The sequence below is a fragment of the Bradyrhizobium sp. Tv2a-2 genome, assembly GCF_000472425.1.
Classification (GTDB): Bacteria; Pseudomonadota; Alphaproteobacteria; order Rhizobiales; family Xanthobacteraceae; genus Bradyrhizobium.
This window is the reverse complement of record NZ_AXAI01000008.1, coordinates 348,107-370,597: the sequence shown is the minus strand read 5'-3', so window position 1 is coordinate 370,597 and position 22,491 is coordinate 348,107. Positions and strand designations below refer to the sequence as shown.

The following is a 22,491-nucleotide window of genomic DNA, read 5'->3' as shown; positions in this document are numbered from 1 at the left end:
GTTGCAGGAGGTTATGCGCCGAGACGGGATTGCCAGCTAAGCCATTGATTTGGCTGGCAGGAGTGGTAGGGCTCGAACCTACGACCCCCGGTTTTGGAGACCGGTGCTCTACCAATTGAGCTACACTCCTAAGGGACCGAAGCAGCCAGATCGGTCCGCGCCGTTTCAAGCACACCGCATGGCCGATTTGCAAGGGCGAAGCGCGGCAAAAGCGCTGTTCAAGTGGCCCCTTCTGCGTAACAGTTGAGACATAACAAGAGCCCAAGGGAGAGATCATGACCCCGCAGACCGCCGCCAGCACAACCGCCAAGGCCACGGCCGCCCCCCAGACCCCACCTTTACCCCACGCAAAACCCGAATCCCTCGGACTTTCCGCGTCCCGCCTGCAAATCCTCTCCGATGCCTTCAAGCGCGAGGTGGACAAGGGAACCCTGCCCGGCGCAACCGTGATGGTGGCGAGGCGCGGCCAGATCGGCTGGTTCGACGCCATCGGCCGGCAAGCCCCCGGCTCCGCCGCGCCCATGACCCGCGACTCGATCTTCCGCATCTTCTCGATGACCAAGCCGATCGTCTCGATCGGCATCATGATGCTGATGGAGGACGGCCATCTCCTGCTGAACGAGCCGGTCGCCAAGTTCATTCCGGAATTTGCCAGACAGCAGGTCGGCATCGAGAAGCACGGCAAGCTCGAGCTCGTGCCGGTCGAGCGTCCCATGACCATCCAAGACCTGCTCCGGCACACCTCCGGCATCACTTACGATCACACCGGCAACAGCCTGGTGCAGCAGCTCTACAAGGAGACGCGGCTGCGGAGCCGCAAGATCACCAATGCCGAGCATGCGGCGATCGTGGCGAGCCTGCCCCTGGTCTGCCAGCCTGGCGCCGAATGGAACTACAGCCGCTCCACCGATATTCTCGGCCGCATTATCGAGGTCGTCAGCGGCAAGCCGCTCGGCACGTTCCTCACCGAGCGGATTCTCGCACCGTTGCAGATGGCCGAGACCGCTTTCTTCACCGGTGAAGAGAACGCCTCCCGCCTCGCCGAGCCCTTCCCGACCGATCCCTGGAACGGTGAGAAGGTGCAACTCTTCAACATGCTGGAACGGCCGGCGATGGAATCCGGAGGCGGCGGTCTGGTCTCGACCACCATGGACTACGCCCGCTTCTGCCTGATGCTGCTCAATGGCGGCAGCCTCGACGGTAACAGGATTGTCGGCCGCAAAACGCTGGAGCTGATGGCCGCCGATCACCTCAATCCTCAGGTCGCGATCAAGGGCACGCTGCTCACGCCCGGCCACGGTTTCGGGCTCGGCTTTGCCATGCGCAACACCGCCGGCATCGCCTCCTTCCCGGGCTCGGTCGGCCAGTTCTTCTGGAGCGGCATGGGCGGCACCTTCTTCTGGATCGACCCGAAGGAGGAGCTGTTTGCAGTCTTCATGTCGCAGGCGCCCGGGCAGCGGGATTACACGCGCACGCTGGTGCGGAACTTGGTCTACGCGGCTGTACAGTGAGGCATAGGCCTCGCCCCCCTTCAGGCTGTCATGCCCCGCGAAGGCGGGGCATCCAGTAACCCGCGGCTTCTCGGCTCAAGCACGGCTGTCTCTGGAATACTGGATCGCCCGCGTTCGCGGGCGATGACAGGGAGGGTGTGGGCCAAGCACGCCCCCTTCCCGGCAGCCACGTCAACTGATCGTCGCGCCACCATCGACCACGATGGTCTGTCCCGTCGTGAAGCTACCCGCCTTCGAGGCCAGGAACACCGCGGCGCCCGCGATCTCGTCGGGCTCGCCGATGCGCAAAAGCGGTGCGCGGGCGGTGGAGGCCTTCAGCGTTTCCGGATTTTCCCAGAGCGCACGGGCGAAATCGGTCTTGATCAGGCCCGGCGCGATGCAGTTCACACGGATGTTGTGCTTGCCATATTCGCAGGCGAGGTTGCGCGCGAGCTGCATGTCGGCGGCTTTCGAGATCGCGTAGGCGCCGAGCACGGTCGAGCCCTTGAGGCCCCCGATGGACGAGACGATAGTGACGGTGCCGTCCTTGCGCTCGATCATCTGCGGCACCACGAGGTTGATCAGCCAGGTGTTGGCGACAATGTTGTTGTCGAGGATCTTGCGGAACTGGTCGTCCGCGATACCGGCTTGCGGGCCATAATAGGGATTGGACGCGGCGTTGCAGACCAGCGTGTCGATCTGGCCGAAGGCGCGATTGGTCTCTTCCACCAGGTTCTTGAGATCGTCCTTGGTGGAGATGTTGGCCGGAATAGCCAGCGCGACCTGCTTGCCCTTGCCGTATGTGTCGTTGATCGCCTTGGCCACCTCGTCGCAGGCTTCCTTCTTGCGCGAGGAGATCACGACCTTCGCGCCATGCTCGGCCATGCGCTCGGCGATGGCGCGCCCAATGCCGCGCGAAGATCCGGTGATGACGGCCACTTTTCCGGTCATATCGAACAGGGTCATGTAGTCCTCCCAAATGTTTCCGGCGTCGCCGGTTGCTTTCAGATCAAACGTATGGCTCGCACAGCGCCGGCAGATGCCGCCTCAGGCGAGTTTGCTTGTCGTGACTTCGGGCCCCGCCGGCTGATGCATGGCAGCGTGCGCGGCATCCGCGATCCACGGCTGCTGGTTCAGCATTGGTAACCGCCAGTTGGCCCGGCCCGGGGTTGCATAGTGATCGAGCCGTGTCACCGAGCAATTGTCGATGTCGAAGGCAAGGCATTTGTCCACGAGGTCGCCAAGCGCAACGCCGATAGCCGCCTTGATCGAGCCGCCATGGCCGACCGCGATCACATCCCTGCCCGCTTGCTCGGCCGTGATCCGTTCAATCGCGCCCTTGGTGCGGTTGTAAAGATCCATGAAGCTCTCGCCGCCCGGCGTGGGCTCGCTGATCTCGGCAAACCAGTTGCTGCCCGCCGGCCGGCTCGCCAGGAATGCGGCGCGATTCATCCCCTGCCATTGGCCGAGATTCTGCTCGGCCAAGGCGGCCTCCTTCGCCATGCTCGCTGGCTGCGGGTAGCCCGCGGCCCAGATGGCCTCGGCGGTCTGATGGGTGCGCATCAGGTTGCTGGCAACCCACACGGCGTTGCGCGGCAGTATTTTGGCGACCGCCTCGAAAACCTCGCGATCGCTGGTGTCGCAGGCGATATCCGTCTGGCCGTAGATGTTGCCGCCGTCATTGCGCACGGGCGCGTGGCGCACCCACCACCACCGCGTGGTCACGACTTCTGGCTTGTCTTTATTGGACATCCCAAAAACCCTTCAATACTGTTCGCCGCCGTCGTACGTGAGCGCGCGCGTCGCCTCAAGTGACTTCGACGTTTGAAAACTTGTTTGAAACGAGCCGAAAATTCCACCAGGAGGAAACGCATGACCCGCCTCGCAGGCAAATCCGTCATCATCACCGGCGCCGGAAGCGGCATCGGCCGCGCGGCAACGCTTCTGTTCGCCAAAGAAGGGGCGCGGCTGATCGCGGTCGATCGCACCGAAGCGGTGAAAGAGGTGGCCGCCGAGGTCAAAAAGGCCGGCGGCACCGCGGAGGCGCTGACGGCGGATGCAGGCTCGGAGAAGGATGTGATCGCGTTCATCGATCGGGCTCTGAAAGATTACGGCAGGCTGGATGCGATCTGGGCCAATGCCGGCGTCAGCGGCGGGCTGGTTCCCCTCGCCGACCAGACAGTGGAGCATTGGCAGGAGGTGCTGCGCGTCAACCTGATCGGGCCCTTCCTCGCCATCAAGCATTCCATCCCGCATATGACCAGGCAAGGCTCCGGCTCGATCATCTGCACCGCCTCCGTTGCCGGCCTGAAAGCAGGTGCCAGCGGCCATCCTTACGGCGCCAGCAAGGCGGGCGTCATCAGCCTGGTGCAGACGACGGCCTATTCGCTCTCCGGTACCGGCGTGCGCATCAACGCAGTCTGCCCGGGGCTGATCGAGACCGGGATGACCAAGCCGGTCTTCGACCGTGCCAAGGAGCGCGGCACCTCCGACAAGATCGGCCAGCTCAATCCGTTGAAGCGCCCGGGCCAGCCGCACGAGCTCGCGGCGATGGGGCTGTTTCTGGCGAGCGACGAGGCATCCTACGTCAATGGTCAGGCGATTCCGGTCGATGGCGGTTTGACGGCTTCGATGCCCTATACGGGCAAACCGATCTAGGCTGACGTGTGCGCGCCTTGTCAGCGGCGCCTGACGATTCGAGACGCGCGGCTCTGCTGCGCTCCTCACCATGACGGGTCTGAGGTCTGGCAACACGTGACGACCTCATCCTAAAGAGCCCGCGCGAGCAGGCGTCTCGAAGGGTGGGCGCGACGAGAAGGTCGACACGATCTCTCATCCTCGCCGCGCGTTTCGCCGAGCTTTGCTTCATTCATTACCCTCTCGAAAAGCAGAGGGCGCAGGGAAGGCCGGGTGACCGCTGCAGCCGGGGCGCTCGCGCCAGAAAAGTTGCGCGAAGGGCGCGTGACCATCCCCTACGTCGTCGCCCCCGCTGCAAAAGCAAGGAGATCAATCTGGCGTGGCGCCCTGATCGATCACAGGCATCTCCGCAAAACTTGATAGTCTGCTTCCGTGGCTGACGATTGTCATTCGGTACCGCTTTGCCCCCTCGCCATTCCATCGTACAACAGCGAAACGATCCACCGAGCACAGCGGAGGGGGAAGGCATGATGACCCAACCGGAATTCGCCATGGTCGAAACCAACGGCATTCGGCTGCGCGTGGCCCTGGCCGGCAAGGGCCCGTTGATCGTGCTGGTACATGGCTGGCCGGAGAGCTGGTACTCCTGGCGCCATCAGATCGGAGCACTTGCGGACGCGGGCTATCGCGTCGCCGCGCCCGACGTGCGCGGTTATGGCGGCAGCGACAAGCCGCAGCCGATCGAGGCCTATTCGATCAAGGAAATCACGGCCGACATCGCGGGCCTAATCGAGGCACTCGGCGAGAAGCAGGCGATCCTCATCGGCCATGACTGGGGCGCGCCCATCGTCTGGAATACCTCGCTGCTATTCCCGCAAAAGGTGCGGGCGGTCGCGGGATTGAGCGTGCCGTTCACCGGACGTGGCCCTGCCCCACGCATCGAGCTTTTCCGCAACATCTACAAGGATCGCTTCTTCTACCAGATCTACTTCCAGGAGCCCGGCGTCGCGGAGAAGGAGCTCGAGGCCGATGTGCGGACCTCGCTCAAGAAGATCTACTACTGGATATCAGGCGAAGGCGTGAAGACCGCGCCGAAACTGAACAAGGGTCCTGATGCCAAATTGCTCGACGGATTGAGCGAGCCCGTTACGCTGCCCGCTTGGCTTACGCCGGATGACCTCGACCATTACACCGGCGAATTCCAGCAAAGCGGCTTTCGCGGCCCCCTCAACCGTTACCGCAACTCGCATCTCGACTTCGCCCAGCTGGCCGATATCGCGGGCCGCCGCATCGAGCAGCCGGTCGCCTTCATCGTCGGCAGCCTCGATCCGGTTCTTGCCTTCTTTCCGGGCGTCGACCTCGTCGCAATGATGCGAGAGAACGTCGCCGACCTGCGGCTGGTCCGCACGATCGAGGGCGCCGGCCACTGGGTGCAGCAGGAGCGGCCGACTGAGGTGAATACGGCGCTATTGGAGTTTTTGAAGGGGCTGGGTTGATCGCGCATATGAGAACCAAGCCGTAGCCCGCATGAACGAGAGCGACATGCGGGTCCACGGCTCCCGGGTATCGTTTCGCTCACTCGGGCTACGCTTGCTTACCCCACGCCCGTTGAATGAACGAGATCATGCAAAGCTCAGCACCCGGCCCCGTCACCGACCGCATCCGCGCCCAGCTCGCAGGCCTCATCGGCTTCGATACCGTCAGCGATCGTTCGAACCTGCCACTGATTACCCATATCGAGGACTATCTCGCGTCGTTCGGCATCACTGGCCAACGCATCGTGGACGCGACCGGACAGAAGGCCTCGCTCTGGGTGACGATCGGGCCCAAGGACAAGCCCGGTATCGTGCTATCGGGGCATACGGACGTCGTGCCTGTCGAGGGTCAAGCCTGGACACACAATCCGTTCGAGATGATCGAGCGTGATGGACGGCTCTATGGCCGCGGCACCACCGACATGAAGGGCTTTGTCGCGACCTGCCTTGCCATGGTGCCAGAGATGCAGCGCGCGCCGTTGGCTACGCCAATTCATCTCGCCATCTCCTATGACGAGGAGATCGGCTGCGTCGGCGTTCGTCCGCTGCTCGAGATGTTGAGCCGCGCGCCGGTCAAGCCGATAGGCTGCTTCGTCGGGGAGCCGACGCAGATGGAGCTAGCGATCGGCCACAAGGGCAAGCACGGCGTGCGCGCCACCTTCCGCGGCCTCGCCTCCCACTCATCGATTGCGCCGCGCGGCGTCAATGCGATCGAGCATGCAGCCACCCTGATCGCGGAGATCAGCCGGCGCGCAGCACAGATCGCAACCGATGGCCCACGCGATGCGCTCTACGACGTCCCCTACACCACGTTTCTCACCAGCATCGTGCAGGGCGGCACTGCGCTCAACATCGTGCCCGACCGCTGTGTGATCGATTTCGAAGCACGCGGATTGGGCATCCAGGAATCCAGCGACGTGACTGGCGCGGTTGTCGCTTTTGCAAAGGAGACGATCGAGCCCGTGATGCAAAAGGTTGATCCGTCCTGCGGCATCGATTTCGAGGAGATCCTCGAATATCCCGCGCTCGATATGCCAGCGGATCATTCATGGGTGACGCTTGCGAAGAAGCTCTCCGGCCGTAACGACCATCGCAAGGTTGCGTTCGGCACCGAGGCGGGCCTGTTCGTCAGCATGGCCGGCATCCCGGCGGTCGTGATCGGCCCCGGCTCGATCGAGCAAGCACACAAGCCTGATGAATATGTCGAGCTGTCGGAGCTTGCGAAATGCGCCGGCTTCATCGAACGGGTGATCGCGCATTGCGCGAGCGAAGGCGCCACTTAGAGCAAGATCCAGATGAGTGGAAACCGGTTCTCCGAAAGGCATGTCCTCGGGCTATGCCCCGGCGCGACCGCGGTACGGCAACTCGACAAAAGGGCGACTGCGCCCACTCGCCGATGCGTTCATCGAGGTCTGCTTCCCGCGGCATAGCAGACCAGTTTGCTCGGGCAGAGTTTTTCGCATTTTGACCCGTAGCGGACGTTTTTGAGAGCCCAGACGTTGCCATTTCTACGAGAACTCGCGTATGCACTACGTGCAGGATCGAAGTGTGGGACACTCAAATGGCGATGGAGCTGAGCGGCGCGCGAGGCGAGGGATTTGCGACGATTGCCGCTGATGGTCGCGTGCTGGATTCCTGGTTTCTTCGGCCAAGCCTGGTTGCGGAGGCCGACAAGGCGGCAACAATACGGCTCGCGAGCGACGAGACCATCAGATCGTTGGGCGAGTCGGCAGACGGATATGCGCGACACGACGACATCCGCAATGTCGACATCGTTCCCATTCGTACGGAAATCGGCTCCCTTGCATCTGCGCCGACTGATGTACACGACGCATATCTTCGACTCCATCTTCTGAGCCACCGGCTTGTCCAGCCGAATTGCGTGAACCTCGATGGAATTTTCGGTCTGTTACCTAACGTTGCCTGGACGACGCTCGGTTCCTGTGAACCCTCTCGTGTTTCGGAAGCCCGCATCGTGGCGCGGAAGCGCGCCATTGCATTTGAGGTGACAGGCGTCGACAAGTTTCCGCGCATGACTGATTACGTGACGCCCGCGGACGTGAGAATTGCGGATGCAGATCGCGTACGCCTGGGAGCCCACCTGGCTCCCGGTACGACCGTCATGCATGAAGGCTTTTGCAATTTTAACGCGGGCACGCTCGGTCCCTGCATGGTCGAAGGACGGATAAGCGCCGGTGTCGTTGTGGGAAGCGGCAGTGACATTGGTGGCGGAGCGTCGATCATGGGCACGCTGTCCGGAGGAGGGAAAGAGAGGATTGCAGTTGGTGAGCGCTGCCTGATCGGCGCCAATGCCGGTATCGGCATTTCATTGGGTGACGATTGTATCGTCGAAGCGGGCTGTTATGTCACGGCAGGCGCGCGCATCCTTTTGGAAGATGGCCGTGTCCTGAAAGCCAAAGAACTCTCGGGCCAGAAAGGCCTTCTTTTTCGTCGTAATTCCCAGAGCGGCGCACTTGAGGCAACCAGACGTACACCAAATTGGGACGGCCTCAACGCGCAACTTCACAGCTAGGCGGTTCAATCGAAGGCGTCGGCCGCGACAATTGTGGCGCGTGAGCGATGTCGCCTTCTGATGCTGTGGACGGCTCCTCCAGCGGCGCGAGAGCGCCAAGGAGTGGGTGCCGATTGAGGCTCCACGATTCGGAGGAGCAGCCTATGCAGTCAATGTCGACCATCGGTCTGGATATCGCAAAGTCGGTCTTTCAGGTGCACGGCGTTGATGCAGCCGGCCAGGTCGTTTTGCGCCGTCAGTTGCGGCGCCGACACGTCCTGACATTTTTCCAGAAACTGCCGCCATGTCTGGTGGCCCGAAGCGGCGGACCCGGCGTGTCCGCCAGATGTCTGCTCTTTGGGGTGAAGCGGACTCGATATGCTCATTTGGAGTTTTGTCGAGATTGACCCAACTGAGACATGTGCGCCGCAGGATTGTTGCGATGCAGAGCGCGTGGATATAAAAAAGGACTACGGCGGCAAGGTAGTCCGCAACGCCAACGGCGCTACGCCTTCCCCAGCATCCGGTACCTAATCGCATGACCAAAGCGCGCGCCGTGCCCATGCCCAGCAACAGCGTGCTTGCGCCGCTTTACGCGGGCGCGGACCTTTTGGACTCCTTTGCAATTCAACTGCCGGCGGGGGCCAGCAATGATCTAGAGGTGCTGGCACGCGCCGCGCTCGAGCGACAGTCGTGGTGGATTCGTGCGCTCACTCGTGTCCGCGATGTGGTGATGGCGACAGTCGCCGTCAAATCGTCGCGCGCCGTCGGTCTTGCCGCTGCGGCGCGTGGGCCGGTTATCGGCTTCTTCCCGGTGCTGTCAAAGAGCGCGACGGAGTTGGTAGTGGGCGCGGATGACTGGCATCTCGACTTCCGCGTCACCATCCAACTTCGCGCCGATGCAGCAAATGGGCGCGAGCTGGTCGCGGGTACCGTGGTGCATTGCCATAACCGACTGGGGCGTATCTATCTTACGACGATAGCGCCGTTTCATCGCGTGATTGTGCGGGCCAGTTTAGAACAGGCGGCAAGAGCAATAAAGATTTAAGCATGCTTTGGTGGTCGCGACTGGCTGTAGTCGGCCACTAGACGCCTACGGCCCGGAGCGCTGCCACTGGGGAACGGACCTAACCAATTGATTCGCGCGGGCCACCTACCGGCAGCGCGTGACGCAATTCACAGAGGAGCTTCCGTTCCTCACCAAGAGCGACAAGGACTGGGTCATGGGGCGCGCAATCCTGGCGCGGCTTCGCTGGACATGAGCTAACCTTGCGGCGACGAACGAGTCTGCTTCTGGCCCCCAAGCAGCGGTTGGCGGGAGCCAGCGCTTCCGAAAACCGCCCCCCCTCGTTATCAAGCCGGTTTCCAATGTGCTAGCTTGAAACTAGCGATCGGTTATTTCTAGGCTTGGCGCAGGGGCGCGGGACATGAGACGACGCGAGTTCATTGCGGCACTCTGCGGCGCAGTCTGGCGGGCGAGTTTGTTGAGTGAAAGCAAGGTGGGAAGCGCATGAGAGACTTGGCTGGACAGACCGCATTCGTGACAGGCGCTGCCTCGGGGATCGGACTGGGGATCGCGACCGCGCTGTCACGGGCGGGGGTGAAGGTCATGCTCTGCGATATCGAGGAGGAGGCGCTGAAAAAAGCGGTCGCGGACCTGAAGACACGGACCAACGTCGATGTCGATGGCGTGAAAGCTGACGTCTCGCTCAAAGGCGAACTTCAGGCGGCAGCGGACGCGACCGTCGCGCGGTATGGCAGAATCCACATATTGGTCAACAATGCGGGCGTGGGCGGCGGCGGCACCTATGGTGAGTGGACTGATGCAGGCTGGAACTGGGTCCTCGGCGTCAACCTGATGTCGGTGATCTGGGGCTTCGAGATTTTCGGTCCGCTGATCGAAGCGCACGGCGAAGGAGGGCAGGTTGTTTCCACGGCGTCCGTCGCCGGACTGATTGCGGGACCAAGTCTGGCGTACGATGTGAGCAAATATGGAGTGGTGGCGCTGTCCGAGGGGATGCGTAACGTGCTCGCGCCGAGGAAGATTGGGGTATCGGTTCTGTGTCCGGGCGTCGTCCGCACGCAGATCATGAACTCTCGGCGCAACGTGCCACAGCGATTTGCTGGGGCTGTCGGCAACCCTCCGCCGACAGAAGGACCCCGCGCCGAGTTCATCAAGGCATTGCAGGAACGGATCAACAACGGCATTGATCCGCTCTATGTGGGCGAACTGGTTCGCGAGGCCATCGAAAACGACTGGCCCTACATTTTCACCGATACTGAGCACGAACCGTTCATCGACAAGCGCTTCGCAGCGATCAAGCGGGGCTTCGACCGTATACGCGGACGAACGCCGCGACGCTAGCTCTCGCATCTGCTCACAGCCTATTGTGGCCCCAAGCGGCGGACCCGGCATGTCCGCTAGATGTCTGCTCTTTCGGGTGACGCGGACTCGATATGACGATGCGATGGATGGCCCAACTAGCATCGCTGCCGAACATCTCGACATCGCAGCGATAAAGCGATCGTCACCCGTCTTGTGAATTTAGTGCTGCAAAATCTTTGCATAGGCGTTGTATTTGTTGGTGGCGATATCTTCAGGGTCGAGTTGGCCGGGCTTAACCTTGCCGTCCCGCTCCAGCACGTCGAGCCAGAATTTGACATCGTGGTCCTTATAGAGCGCGTGCTGCGGCAGGCCGTAGCCAGACCAGGCCGCCGCCGCCACCGGATCGTCGCCCCGCTTCTTCAGTATCTCAGCAAGCATTTCCCTCGCTTCGTCGGGGTGCGCACTCGCCCAGTCGGCCGCCTTGGCGGAAGCGGTCACGAACTCACTTACGATCCGGGGGTGTTGATCGATGAAGGTCTTGCTCATCACAATGTTGCCGAGCACGAGATCGCCGAGAACATCGTAATCGGTGAACAGCACCCTTACACCGCCTTCCGCCACAATCGCCTTGGCGATAGGGCCCTGCCATGCGCCGACGGCCACCACGTCTGCTTGCCGCTCGCGCAATGTTTGGTCGAGCTTCGGTCCGGCGACCTTGACCAGCTTCACTTCGTCCTTGTTGAGGCCGTGCATCCGCAGATATTCACGGATCGAATAATCGAGGTGGGCACCTATCGCGTTTACGCCAATAGACTTGTTCTTGAGGTCCGACGGAGCCCTGATTGAACTGCCATCCAGCACGAAGAGCTTGCTGTTTATGTCTTTGTTGATGCCCAGGGCCGGCATAACACAGAGTATTTTCGCACCGCCAGCGACGGCATTGATCACCGCGGGGGTGGCGATCCCGCCTGCATCGATGGAGCCTGACAGCAGCGCAGCCAATGTTTCGGGCCCGCCGTGCGAGTCCCCCTTCGATTCGATACGAATACCCTTGTCCTTCAAGAAGCCCAAAGCCTCGGCAATTTCGAAAGCACGAACGGCCCCGGGATCGTTCAGATATCGGATGACAACCTGGTTTCCGTCGGGGGCTTGGGCGCGCACCGGGCCTTCGACGAATTGTCCGCAGACCATCGCTACCACGATGGCGAATACGACCTGAACAGCTCGGCGTAGCGGATGACGCTTCATCTTCGTACTCCTCCGGCACCTCCGCGAGGGTACTCTTCAGAGCACACGGCCGGTTATGAAAACTTCCGAAGATTTGCGAAAATAAGAAACACCGCCGTCTCCCCGGAGAACGCTGCCGGTGCTACGGTGTTTCGCTGCCAACTGCCAGAAAGCGCTCTGTGGAGAGGCGTATGAGCGGCGACGAAGCGTCCGTGAACCTTCTCTTCGACGGCCTGGAGCTTAACCGGCGGGGGCTCTTCCGCCTGGCTCCAACAGGAAGGGCCGTGCCTGTCGCGCTTGGCTCGCGCGCACTCGATCTCCTGTTGCTGTTGGCCAGCCAGGGGGGCGCGGTCGTCTCGAAAGGCGACCTCATGGCAGGGGTCTGGCCCGGAATTGCGGTCGAGGAAAGCAATCTAACGAAGCAGATCTCGGTGTTGCGTCGCGCGCTGGATCGGAATCCCGGAATTGGCAGCTGCATCCAGACCGTGCCTGGCCGCGGATACCGTTTTGTTGCGGCAGTAAGGCGGACCGACCAAGCAACGACGGTTGTGCCGTTGCACGCCGTCCGTGAAGGGCCCTCGATAGCGGTGCTGCCATTCCGAAACTTGAGCGATAATCCTGCGCAGGATTGTTTTGCCGACAGCATGACCGAAGACATCACGATCGCAATCGCACGTTTTCCCAGGCTCTTCGTCGTCGGCCGCAGCTCCTACTTTGCCGATAAGCACAGCAGAGGCCTTGACGCGCGGCGGCCGGCGCGTGAACTGGGCGTGCGCTACATTCTCCAAGGGTCGGTCAGAGCCGACGGCAACCGGGTGCGCATTGGCGCGGAGCTGATCGACGCGACGACGGCGCGACATATTTGGGGCGACCGGTTCGACGGCACTCGAGGCAACAGCTTCGCTTTGCACGATCGGGTGACGGCCGCCATCGTCCGCGCGATCGAACCGCGGCTGCGGCTTGCCGAGATCAAGCGCGTGAGCCGGAAGTCCGCTGAAACCCTCGATGCGTACGATCTCAACCTCCGCGCATCGGCACAGATGTCAAAAAGAACCGAACGGGATTTCGCCGAGGTTGTCCGGCTCCTGCATCGGGCGCTGAGGCTCGATCCCGGCTATGCTCCAGCGATGGCCCAGCTTGGCTACGCGCGCCTTATGCAAACCGCGCGGCATTGGATCTCCCCCGCCGGGTCTGAGGTTGACGAGGCGACTAGCATCGCACGGCGGGCGATCGTGGAAGCCGGGGATGACCCCGAAGTGCTTACAGCTGCCGGTCACACGCTGGCCTTTTTCCTGGGTGACGTCGAAGCCGCACTCGGCGCGTTTGAGCGCGCTATCGACCTTAATCCGAATTATGCCCACGCCTTCGGCCAGCAGGCCATGATTCTGGCTTGGCTCAATCGGCCCGAGGACGCCATCGCTGCCGCGCAACAGGCAATCCACCTGAGCCCGCACGATCCCGACAGATTCGTCTGCTGGCTAGCGCTGGCTTGGGCGCATTTGACCGCCGGCCGCTACGAAGAGGCGTTGCTGTGGACGAACCATGCGCTGCAGGAAAATACCGGGGCACCGGCGCTTCGGCTGAAGCTGAGCCTTTGTGGCCATCTCGGGCGCGATGATGAAGCGAAGGCGTGCCTGCGACTGTTGCGGGAAGTTCACTCAGAGCCGACGGTCGCCGCCGTAAAACGGGCCTTGGGGCGGGGCAAGTCCCCACAAGTCGTCGTCAACCTAACCGAGGGACTGCGCCAGGCCGGCCTGCCGGCTTAGTGAGTCCGGCGCATCGGCGACAGGAGGTCCGATTTCTCGGTCGCATTTGCTCGCCTGCGGCCGCTGATGTCCGTTGCTGAAGGTAACTACTTCCTCTGGTGGGCCCCAAGCGGCGGTTGGCGGATGTCGGCTATTCCGCCGCTGTCAGTGCATAACCGGACATGCGCTCACTCCCGATGCCTTCGCCGATCATCATTCCTGTCCGAAGCAGGTCCGCGCTGGAGCACTGTCCGCAGGATGCCAATGAAGAGCAATACTGCGACTGGCCAATGAAACCAGATTCGGTGCAGACCGGTGAAAACATTGATTAGAATCAGAAAGCCCGAAACCGTGAGGGTTACTGCAAGCGGGCGAGGCAGACTAGCCAACCGATCCGGGATGGAGCTTATCCATGTGGATGGCGCATATCCGCCGTAAATCCGTTGAGCGCCAGCTTCCGAGGTTGCAGCTGCTTCAGTTCGGTGAGCAGGGCTTCCGTCAACCGGGAGTCCTTGTCGCCCGACGGCGCGGCCCCCCATGGTAACTCGATAGCTGATTACGGGAGCAACGTTTTTCATCTGTTGCCGGCCGAGACTGTCAAAGCCAAGGGATAGTTTGTTGTGCACCTGATCGTAGACGGAGGCGGAGACCACGATGCCACCGGGCTCGGCGAGTTCTTGCAGCCGCGCCGCGATGTTGACCCCGTCGCCAAAGATGTCGGAACCGTCCACCATCACATCTCCCAAATTGATGCCGATGCGAAACCGCATCTGGAGCGCCTGAGGCGGGTCCTGCTCCTGCTTGGAAATTTCCTGCTGAATTTCGACCGCACACTGCACGGCCTCGACCACGCTGGCGAACTCGGCGATCACCGCGTCGCCCCAAGTATTCACGATCCGCCCGTCATGGCGCTCGACCAATCCCGCAATGGCGCTGCGGTAGCGGCGCAGTGTCCCCAACGTTCCCGCTTCGTCTGCTCCCATGAGGCGAGAATAGCCGTGCACATCGGCACACAGCACGGTGGTCAGCCGCCGTTTCACCTTGTCGTCGGTCATCGACCACATCGTAGCCTTACCGACGGCCAAATGCATCAGGCACATTTGGCGCCACAGCGGTTAAGGGCCGCGGCTGGCCCAACTCGGACCTCGCGCCGCGGCCAAGATAGACGTGTGCGGAGGACGACAACATCGCTATCCGCTCATTTGCGCAACTGAGGAGAACCGAGATTTTGGTCGGAGCGTTGAACCAATCGCACGCGTTCAGCGTACGAAGCCCTCGAGGCGCACATCCTGCGAAGCTTCACGCCGCATGCAAAAAGGGCGCGCCCTCCAAGGACGCGCCCTTCTGATTCAGACCGCCCCCGCCTTCTGCGCGTATTCCCACGAGGCCTTGGCGAGCGGGACGGTGCGCTTGGCGGATTCGATCGCCTTGGCATTGGCCGCGGTGCCATCGCGGATGCGCCCGGCGATACCCTGCGTGATGCCCGCGAGGCGGAACAGATTGTAGGAAAAGTACCAGTTGAGATCAGGCAGCGGCGAGCCGGTGTAATCGCAGTAGATCTGTGCGGCCTCTTGCCAGCTCGGGATATTGAGCGCCTTCAAATCCGCGCCCTGCAGGCCCGGCATGATCCACTGCATCAACAGATAGGTGAAATCCGCCATGGGATCGCCGAGCGTCGAGAGCTCCCAGTCGAGCACCGCGAGCACCCGCGGCTCTGAGGGGTGGAAGATCATGTTGTCCAGGCGGTAGTCGCCATGGACAATGGAGACGCGCTTCTGCTCAGGCAACGTCTTGGGCAGCCACTCGATCAGCTTCTCCACTTCGGGAATGTGCTGTGTCTCGGAGGCCCGATACTGCTTGGTCCAGCGATCGACCTGGCGTGCGAAATAATTGCCGGGCTTGCCGAAGTCGGCGAGTCCGATCTTGTCGGGCTCGTACATGTGCAGCTTGGCCAGCGTCTCGATCTTGCTCCGGAAAATCTTCGGCCGCATTTCAGCCGGCTGGCTCGGCAGCGTGGGATCCCAGAACACCCGGCCCTCTTCCATCGACATGATGTAGAAGGCCGAGCCGATCACGGCATCGTCGGTGCAGAGCGCGTAGGCATGTGCGACCGGAAAGCCCTGCTTGCCGAGTGCGGAGATGACGCGGAACTCGCGATCGACCGCATGCGCCGACGGCAGCAATTTGCCGAACGGTTTGCGCCGCATCACATAGGAACGGCCGGGTGTATCGAGCCGGTAGGTCGGGTTGGACTGGCCGCCCTTGAACTGCAGCACGGTCAAAGGGCCGGCATAGCCCTCGACATTTCCGGCCATCCAGCGCGCGAGGCTGGCCTCGTCGATGCGATGACGCTCCTCGACCGGCCTCGTGCCCGAAAACTCTTCGTCTTTCCTGACGCCGTCCGCCACGCTGACGCTCCCTCTTTGTTTGTTGGGAGAGCCATCAAACCCTCCCGCAATTCGAGGCGGATCGAGTTTGGCTGAATGGTCCGTCGGGGGACATGGCCTACCTCTCCCCAGCGGGGAGAGGTCGATTTGCGAAGCAAATCGGGTGAGGGGCCGCAGCTCCAATGAGAGAGCATAACCCCTCACCCGGCGCTACGCGCCGACCTCTCCCAATGGGAGAGGTGAACCCCAACCGCCGGTGCCGCTTCGGTTCAATCCAAACTCAACTCACGCTCGTGAGTGCTAGGAGTTTGCATACTTCCGAAGTTCAAGTCTGGCAATGGCGCGGCAGTGAACTTCATCGGGGCCATCCGCCAGGCGCATGGTGCGCATGGAGGCATAGTCGCGCGCGAGCCCCGCCTCGTCCGAAACGCCGGCGCCGCCGAAGGCCTGGATCGCCTCGTCGAGGATCTTGAGCGCCATCCGGGGGGCCGCGACCTTGATCATGGCGATTTCGAGCTGGGCGGTCTTGTTGCCGACCTTGTCCATCATGTCGGCGGCCTTGAGGCAGAGCAGCCGGTTCAGCTCGATGTCGATACGGGCTTCCGCTATGCGCTGCTCCCACACCGAATGCTCGATGATCTTCTTGCCGAAGGCCACGCGCGAATTGAGCCGCCTCACCATCTTCTCCAGCGCCTCCTCGGCCTTGCCGATGGTGCGCATGCAGTGATGGATGCGGCCGGGCCCGAGACGGCCCTGCGCGATCTCAAAGCCCCGACCCTCGCCGAGCAGGATGTTGCTTGCGGGCACGCGGACGTTCTCGAGCAGCACCTGGGCGTGGCCGTGCGGCGCATCGTCATAGCCGAAAACGGGGAGCATCTTCTCGACCGTGATGCCCTTCGAGTCCAGCGGCACCAGGATCTGCGACTGCTGCTGGTGGCGCGCGGCCTTCGGATCGGTCTTGCCCATCAGGATCGCGATCTTGCAACGGGGATCGCCGACGCCCGACGACCACCATTTGCGGCCGTTGATCACGTAATGATCGCCGTCACGCTCGATCCGGGTCTCGATATTGGTGGCGTCGGAGGACGCAACCGCCGGCTCGGTCATCAGGAAGGCGGAGCGGATCTCGCCGTTCATCAGCGGCTTCAGCCACTGCCGCTTGTGCTCCTTGGAGCCGTAGCGCATCAGGACTTCCATGTTGCCGGTATCGGGGGCGGAGCAGTTGAAGACCTCCGAGGCCCAGCCGATGTGGCCCATTTCTTCGGCAAGCGATGCATATTCCAGGTTGGTCAGTCCCGCGCCGCGGAATTCATCGTCCTCATGCGAGGACGGCGGCATGAACATGTTCCACAGGCCCTCGGCCTTCGCCTTCTTCTTCAATTCCTCAAGCACCGGAATCACCTTCCAGCGCGGACCTTCGGCGTCCTGCTGCTTGTAGACGGGCACGGCCGGGCGGACATGCTTTTGCATGAACGACTGCACCCGCTCGAGCCAGTCCTTCTGCTTCGCCGACATCGTGAAATCCATGGGACGCTCCTCTCCTAGACTTGGGCCGCTTTCAGGCAGGCTGAGCAGCCGATTGGGCCATAATTTCTTCCCGCAGCCTTCGCATCGCAAGTGCGTTTCGCACGACTTGCCAAGACCGGCGGACCGCTTTTTGCCGTCGCGCGGAAAGCCGCACATTGACAAAACCAGCTCTCAAACGATAGTTTCATACAAATGTTTGAAATGCAACTCCCCACCAAGGGGTGACCTATGGCGAGCGATCAGACGAGGTCTGCGATCCTTGCGGCGGCTGAGCGGCTCTATGCCGATCGCGGCTTCGGCGACGTGACGCTGCGCGACATCGTCGCGGAGGCCAATGTCAATTTGGCCGCGGTGAATTATCATTTCGGCTCCAAGGACGAATTGATCGCCGAGCTCTTCGTCACCCGCAGCCTGCAGCTCAATCGCGAACGCTTGCGCGAATTGCGCGAGGCGGAAGAGGCAGGAAACGGCATCGGCGATATCGCGGACATCCTGCGCGCGCTCGTCGGTCCCACCCTGCGCGGCTGCCTCGGTCCTGACACCCAGCACTCGACCGCGGCGCGCTTCATGATCCGCGTGAATATTGAATCCGTGCCCGCAATCCGCCGCATCCGCAACCGCGAGATCGACCATTTGCGCAAGTTCATTGCCGCGATGAAGCGGACGCTGCCCGAGCGCAGCGACGTCGAGCTCTATTGGGGCCTGCACTTCGCGCTCGCCATGGCGCAACAGACCGTGCGCGACACCGAGCGGCTGACCAAATTGTCGGAAGGCAAATGCGACGTCGACGACGTCGACGGCGTGATCGACCGCGTGGTAAGGGTCGCGGTGATGGCGCTGAGCGCGGGCGATGCCACGAGCAAGGCGCTGACGCGAGCGATGGCGCGTGAAGCGCGGTAGACCTTTAACGGGGAGTCTTACGACAGCTTGAGCATCGCCCGGGCCTCGCGCGATGTCGCGATGGGCGCCCCCAGGCTGCGCAGGATGCCTGCGGCATGCGCGACCAGTTCGGCGTTGGTCTTGGCCAGCACGCCCCTGGACATATAGAGATTGTCCTCCATGCCCACCCGCACATGGCCGCCGAGCAAATAGGCTTGCGCCACCATCGGAAACTCCGCGCGACCGATGCCGAAGCCGGACCAGATCGCGCCCGGTGGCAACAGACTGCGTGCATAGAACATGGTCTCGGGCGTGGCGGAAAAGCCGTATTTGACGCCAAGCACCAGCGAGAACAGCCCGGGTCCTTCGAGCGAGCCGTCGGCGAACATGTCGCGGGCGAGATGGCAATCGCCCGAGTCGAACAGCTCGATCTCCGGCAGCACGCGTGCCGCCTTCATCCGCGCGGCCATCTTGCGGACATTGCGCGGCGTGTTGATCACGACCTCGCCGCCCGAGTTCATGGTGTTGAGATCGAGAGTGCAAATGTCGGGACGCAGGATCTCGATATGCTCCACCCGCCTCTCCGGCAGCATCAGCGTGGTGCCCGGACCCGCGACCTTCGGATCCTCGTCCGAGGGCACGAAGCGACCGCCGGGGCCGGTGGTGAGGTTGATGATGAGATCGCGGTTGCGGTTGCGGGCGCGGATGCGGTCCATCACCTCGCGATAGAGCTCGATCTCCATCGAGGGCCGTCCGGTGGCGGGATCGCGCACATGAATATGGGCGATCGCCGCTCCCGCCTCCGCCGCCTCCAGCGCGCTGTCGGCGATCTGCTGCGGCGTGATCGGCAGATAAGGCGACTGCTCCGGCTTGGTCAGGTTGCCCGTGATCGCGCAGGTGATGAGAGTCTTTTGGACTGGATCGTTCGCCATGAGTGATGCCCTCCGCCGCCGGCTCGATCGCCGCCCTAAAGCGCGATAAGATTTGGTTGAACCGTCATCGCGCTTTAGGTCCTTTGATTGAGCATGATCTTTTCGGAAAACCGCTACACACTTTTCCGGATCATGCTCTAGATAACGCCCGCCTTCTTCAACTCGCCGATTTTCGCATCATCATAACCGAGCTTCGACGACAACACATCCTGCGTGTGCTCGCCGAGTCGCGGCGGATAACGATACTCGGTCACGGGCGTGCCCGAGAAGGTCAGCGCGTTGCGGATCAGCGACAGCGAGTGCTCGAAGGGATGATCGACCTTCACCTCCATGCCGCGCGAGCGGACCTGCTCGTCGGCAAACACCTGCGCGAAGTCGTTGACGGGGCCGGACGGCACGCCGGCCTTTTCCAGTTCGTCCAGCCAGTGGGCGACCTTATTCTTCAGGAACAGCCCGGCGAAGATCGCCATGATCTCCTTGCCGTGCACGACGCGGTCATTGTTCCTGAGGAATTTGGGATTGGTCGCGAGTTCCGGCTCGCCCAGTACCGCGCAGGTGCGCGCGAACTGCGCGTCGTTGCCGACCACCAGCATCAATTCGCCGTCGGCACAGCGGAACACGCCGGCCGGCATGCCGCCATTGCCCCAGGTGCCGCGACGCGGCGGCGTCCTGCCGCTGACCAGATAGATCTGCGCATAGTGCGAGAGCGAGGCGATCACGGTGTCATACAGGCAGACGTCGACATGCTGGCCCTCCCCGCCATTGACCTTGCGGTGATAGAGCGCCGAAAGGATACCGATCGAGGTGTTCATACCGGTCATGTAGTCGACGATCGACGGGCCGACCTTCATCGGCCCCGCGCCAGGTTCGCCGTCCATGTGGCCCGTCACGCTCATCAGGCCGCCCATGGCCTGGAAGATCGCGTCGTAGCCGGCGCGCGGCGCATAGGGCCCGGTCTGGCCGAAGCCGGTCACCGAGCAATAGATCACGCCCGGATTGATCTTGCGGATCGCTTCGTAGTCGAGACCGTAGCGCTTGAGGTCGCCGACCTTGTAGTTCTCCATGAAGACGTCGCAGTCCTTCGCCAGCTCGCGAATGATCGCCTGCCCCTCGGGCTTGGCGATATTGACCGTGACGGAGCGCTTGTTGCGGTTGGCGCAGAGATAGAAGGAGTTGTTGTTGTTCGCCTTGCCCTCGGGGTCCTCGAGATAAGGCGGCCCGAAGGCGCGGGCGTCGTCGCCAGTGCCGGGCCGCTCGATCTTGATCACGTCGGCGCCGAGATCGCCCAGCATCTGCGCGGACAAAGGCCCCGCCAGCACGCGCGTGAGGTCAAGAATCTTGATGCCAGAAAGCGGCAGGGCCGACATGAAAGCTTCCTCCGATATTGGGTTTTGCGGCGCGGGGACGAGCCTCGGTTACGCCGCCCGATCCGATACACCATTTTTGCCCCTTGAGCCCTGCGCCCAAGGCATGACGCCATCCGCCCGCGGCGGCATCTCATCCGTTACAACCAGGATTCAGTGACGTTTCGGGGCTTGGACGGCGTACAACCTCTGGTGAACCATCCACTCAGGCAGCCCGTCAAGCAGGGTGTAACCCAGCGGCAGCTTGAGCAGGCTCGCAACAATTCTAGATGACGGCGGATCCTCATAGACCGACAAGTTATAGAATTTGACGGGCGTGAATCCCAGGGACCGGAATTCGTGCATCAACCGCTTATGACCAAATTGCCTGACGTAATCGACAATTGGACCCGAAAGCAAAAGCATCTTGCCGGAGTGTTCCGTAGCGACTTTCTGCAGAAAAGCTCCCCGCTCCTGAAGAGACAGATAGTGGATGCATTCAATGGCCGCGATAACATCATAGCCTTCGAATGAGACTTCCAGAAAATCGGCGCTCTCGAATCTGGCATTTGGCAGGCTCAGCGATTTCGCGCGAGCAATCGCCACATCGCTGATGTCGATACCGACCACGGATCGCGCCTTGCCAAACACGGCTTCGGTCAAGTGGCCCTCGCCACATCCAAGCTCGAGAACCGACCGGTTGCGGGTGAACGGCCTTAGACAGTGGCGCAGGACCTTGTCCCTGAATCGTGCCTGCGTGATGCGCCAGGGATCGGGAGACGCGTAAAACGAATTAAACTCAGCTGCAGTGCGCATTGGGCCGCACCTTCCTACCGAGTGCAAGGGCACAAGCTACGACGACTGCGCTGGATTGGCTATTGTTGGGAGCGCGCTAGGGCAAAATTATGGTGAGGGTATAGCCGGTTCGCCATCGAGATGCGCGACCATGCACCGCCCGCCCGAGTGCAGCGCAGCGCTCGAGATCGCAAATTCTCGCGCGGTTCCGCGGCCAGCACAGCATTCACAGTAACTATTGGTCTTGAACTATTGGTCTTGCGGCGGCAATGCGCCGGGCGACGATCTCGCTTGAGGCGACGCATGCGCCGACGTGGGCTGACGGGGCGCAATGGGAATTGGTCGTCGCGAAGGTATTGGTGCCGATGACGAAGATACGGGCAATCCCCTGGGCTGCGCGCTCGGTTCGGAGCTCTTGGTTACGAGGCGCGTCATTTGCTCCTGGCCCGCTTTGAGCTCCTCGATGGCCTTTGCATTGTCGCTGGCGATTTGCACCTGGGCTGCCTTGAGCTGCTCGAGCTTCTGGTCCAGGTTTGCGATGTCCTGCGTTATCGTCTGTAGCTGTTGGGCCAGCTCGGGAGACAACGGAGCAACGGTCAACGCGACGTCCTGCGGTGCTGCCTGAGCCGGCGAGCTCGCCGGCACCGCTGTCGGCCCCGCCGCGGCGAGCTGGACCGCGCCCGGCGAAGCCTGCAGCTCCGGCCTTTCAATCGACGCCGAGGAAGCGAGGGCGGCCTGAGGCACCCACCGGGCGATCACCAGCCTGGTTGCCTCGCCCCAGGACGACTGCGAAACGAACGCCGCACCAACGATGCAGGCCGCAAGCAGCAATCCGGTGACGCCGCGAAGCGTGGACCTTCCAGCCGACGGCGGTCGGCCCGGAGGCGCCAACGCTCGTTGCGCGGCATCACGTTCCAGCTTCGAAAGCTGCTCGGTTACGCGAACGAGCTGCTCATCCGCGCTCGCGATCTGCTGGTAAGCGTGCTTGAGCCGCTCATCCGCGGCCGCGGCAACGGCATTGTTGGGTTCAACTGCTATGGGGTCCAGAATGGTCATCGCGCCTCTCCGCCACCAACACTCAATTCAGTTTTGACCAAAGCAAGGCCGCGGGATGGAGAGTGTGGGGCCACTTGCGGATTCCAGGTCAGCAACGGTG

The 22,491-nt window shown here is 62.2% G+C and carries 19 protein-coding genes, 1 tRNA gene and 1 pseudogene; 10 read left to right on the top strand and 11 right to left on the bottom strand.

The window, feature by feature from the left end; all coding sequences use genetic code 11:
- Positions 1–54 precede the first annotated feature (54 nt).
- Positions 55–130, bottom strand: a tRNA-Trp gene (locus tag A3AI_RS0119745).
- A 145-nt stretch (positions 131–275) separates the two neighbouring features.
- On the opposite strand from A3AI_RS0119745, the gene A3AI_RS0119740 reads away from it, so the two are divergent.
- Entirely contained in the window at positions 276–1,511 is a 1,236-nt protein-coding gene (locus A3AI_RS0119740; RefSeq protein WP_024517223.1) for a serine hydrolase domain-containing protein, read from the top strand.
- Positions 1,512–1,682: 171 nt separating this feature from the next.
- Here A3AI_RS0119740 and A3AI_RS0119735 read toward each other — a convergent pair whose 3' ends face one another.
- Together A3AI_RS0119735 and A3AI_RS0119730 are read right to left on the bottom strand one after the other, a co-directional pair.
- Positions 1,683–2,456 (bottom strand): SDR family NAD(P)-dependent oxidoreductase, encoded by a 774-nt coding sequence (locus A3AI_RS0119735; protein ID WP_024517222.1) that lies wholly within the window; start codon positions 2,454–2,456, stop codon positions 1,683–1,685.
- 81 nt (positions 2,457–2,537) lie between these two features.
- On the bottom strand, positions 2,538–3,242 hold the full coding sequence (locus tag A3AI_RS0119730; RefSeq protein WP_024517221.1) for a histidine phosphatase family protein: 705 nt from the start codon (positions 3,240–3,242) through the stop codon (positions 2,538–2,540).
- A gap of 120 nt (positions 3,243–3,362) precedes the next feature.
- Here A3AI_RS0119730 and A3AI_RS0119725 point away from each other — a divergent pair, with 120 nt between their 5' ends.
- The 7 genes and pseudogenes from A3AI_RS0119725 to A3AI_RS0119695 all read left to right on the top strand — a co-directional run bounded on the left by A3AI_RS0119725 (position 3,363) and on the right by A3AI_RS0119695 (position 10,539).
- The gene (locus A3AI_RS0119725; RefSeq protein ID WP_024517220.1) at positions 3,363–4,148 is read left to right on the top strand and encodes an SDR family NAD(P)-dependent oxidoreductase; all 786 of its coding nucleotides are present in this window, start codon (positions 3,363–3,365) and stop codon (positions 4,146–4,148) included.
- Between the two features lie 506 nt (positions 4,149–4,654).
- Positions 4,655–5,623, top strand: coding sequence for an alpha/beta fold hydrolase (locus A3AI_RS0119720; RefSeq protein ID WP_036048749.1), 969 nt, complete (start codon positions 4,655–4,657; stop codon positions 5,621–5,623).
- A gap of 128 nt (positions 5,624–5,751) precedes the next feature.
- Positions 5,752–6,945, top strand: coding sequence for an acetylornithine deacetylase (gene argE, locus A3AI_RS0119715; RefSeq protein WP_024517218.1), 1,194 nt, complete (start codon positions 5,752–5,754; stop codon positions 6,943–6,945).
- Positions 6,946–7,223: 278 nt separating this feature from the next.
- On the top strand, positions 7,224–8,195 hold the full coding sequence (gene dapD / locus A3AI_RS0119710) for a 2,3,4,5-tetrahydropyridine-2,6-dicarboxylate N-succinyltransferase (RefSeq protein WP_036048747.1): 972 nt from the start codon (positions 7,224–7,226) through the stop codon (positions 8,193–8,195).
- A gap of 143 nt (positions 8,196–8,338) precedes the next feature.
- Positions 8,339–8,488, top strand: a pseudogene (locus A3AI_RS49355) (IS110 family transposase); the annotation flags it as partial.
- A 224-nt stretch (positions 8,489–8,712) separates the two neighbouring features.
- On the top strand, positions 8,713–9,222 hold the full coding sequence (locus A3AI_RS0119705) for a DUF2867 domain-containing protein (RefSeq protein ID WP_024517216.1): 510 nt from the start codon (positions 8,713–8,715) through the stop codon (positions 9,220–9,222).
- Positions 9,223–9,684: 462 nt separating this feature from the next.
- Positions 9,685–10,539 carry an SDR family NAD(P)-dependent oxidoreductase gene (locus tag A3AI_RS0119695; protein ID WP_024517215.1) on the top strand — a complete coding sequence of 285 codons (855 nt, stop codon included), beginning with the start codon at positions 9,685–9,687 and terminating at the stop codon, positions 10,537–10,539.
- A gap of 180 nt (positions 10,540–10,719) precedes the next feature.
- On the opposite strand, the gene A3AI_RS0119690 is transcribed toward A3AI_RS0119695, so the two are convergent.
- Positions 10,720–11,748, bottom strand: a complete 1,029-nt coding sequence (locus tag A3AI_RS0119690) for an ABC transporter substrate-binding protein (protein WP_051382448.1) — start codon at positions 11,746–11,748, stop codon at positions 10,720–10,722.
- A 170-nt stretch (positions 11,749–11,918) separates the two neighbouring features.
- On the opposite strand from A3AI_RS0119690, the gene A3AI_RS0119685 reads away from it, so the two are divergent.
- Positions 11,919–13,493 (top strand): winged helix-turn-helix domain-containing tetratricopeptide repeat protein, encoded by a 1,575-nt coding sequence (locus tag A3AI_RS0119685; protein ID WP_024517213.1) that lies wholly within the window; start codon positions 11,919–11,921, stop codon positions 13,491–13,493.
- 167 nt (positions 13,494–13,660) lie between these two features.
- Here the strand turns inward: A3AI_RS0119685 and A3AI_RS0119680 are convergent, their stop codons facing one another.
- The 3 genes from A3AI_RS0119680 to A3AI_RS43165 form a co-directional block, all read right to left on the bottom strand.
- Positions 13,661–14,527, bottom strand: a complete 867-nt coding sequence (locus A3AI_RS0119680) for an adenylate/guanylate cyclase domain-containing protein (RefSeq protein WP_024517212.1) — start codon at positions 14,525–14,527, stop codon at positions 13,661–13,663.
- A gap of 294 nt (positions 14,528–14,821) precedes the next feature.
- Entirely contained in the window at positions 14,822–15,880 is a 1,059-nt protein-coding gene (locus A3AI_RS0119675) for a phosphotransferase family protein (RefSeq protein ID WP_024517211.1), read from the bottom strand.
- Between the two features lie 279 nt (positions 15,881–16,159).
- Positions 16,160–17,386, bottom strand: coding sequence for an acyl-CoA dehydrogenase family protein (locus A3AI_RS43165; RefSeq protein WP_036048745.1), 1,227 nt, complete (start codon positions 17,384–17,386; stop codon positions 16,160–16,162).
- Between the two features lie 228 nt (positions 17,387–17,614).
- On the opposite strand from A3AI_RS43165, the gene A3AI_RS0119665 reads away from it, so the two are divergent.
- Entirely contained in the window at positions 17,615–18,286 is a 672-nt protein-coding gene (locus A3AI_RS0119665) for a TetR/AcrR family transcriptional regulator (protein ID WP_024517210.1), read from the top strand.
- A 17-nt stretch (positions 18,287–18,303) separates the two neighbouring features.
- Here the strand turns inward: A3AI_RS0119665 and A3AI_RS0119660 are convergent, their stop codons facing one another.
- The 4 genes from A3AI_RS0119660 to A3AI_RS0119645 form a co-directional block, all read right to left on the bottom strand.
- Complete coding sequence (locus tag A3AI_RS0119660) at positions 18,304–19,197, bottom strand: beta-keto acid cleavage family enzyme (RefSeq protein WP_024517209.1); 894 nt, start codon at positions 19,195–19,197, stop codon at positions 18,304–18,306.
- Positions 19,198–19,334: 137 nt separating this feature from the next.
- Entirely contained in the window at positions 19,335–20,564 is a 1,230-nt protein-coding gene (locus A3AI_RS0119655; RefSeq protein WP_024517208.1) for a CaiB/BaiF CoA transferase family protein, read from the bottom strand.
- A 150-nt stretch (positions 20,565–20,714) separates the two neighbouring features.
- The gene (locus A3AI_RS0119650; protein WP_024517207.1) at positions 20,715–21,356 is read right to left on the bottom strand and encodes a class I SAM-dependent methyltransferase; all 642 of its coding nucleotides are present in this window, start codon (positions 21,354–21,356) and stop codon (positions 20,715–20,717) included.
- Positions 21,357–21,584: 228 nt separating this feature from the next.
- Positions 21,585–22,391, bottom strand: coding sequence for a hypothetical protein (locus tag A3AI_RS0119645; RefSeq protein WP_024517206.1), 807 nt, complete (start codon positions 22,389–22,391; stop codon positions 21,585–21,587).
- Positions 22,392–22,491: the final 100 nt, after the last annotated feature.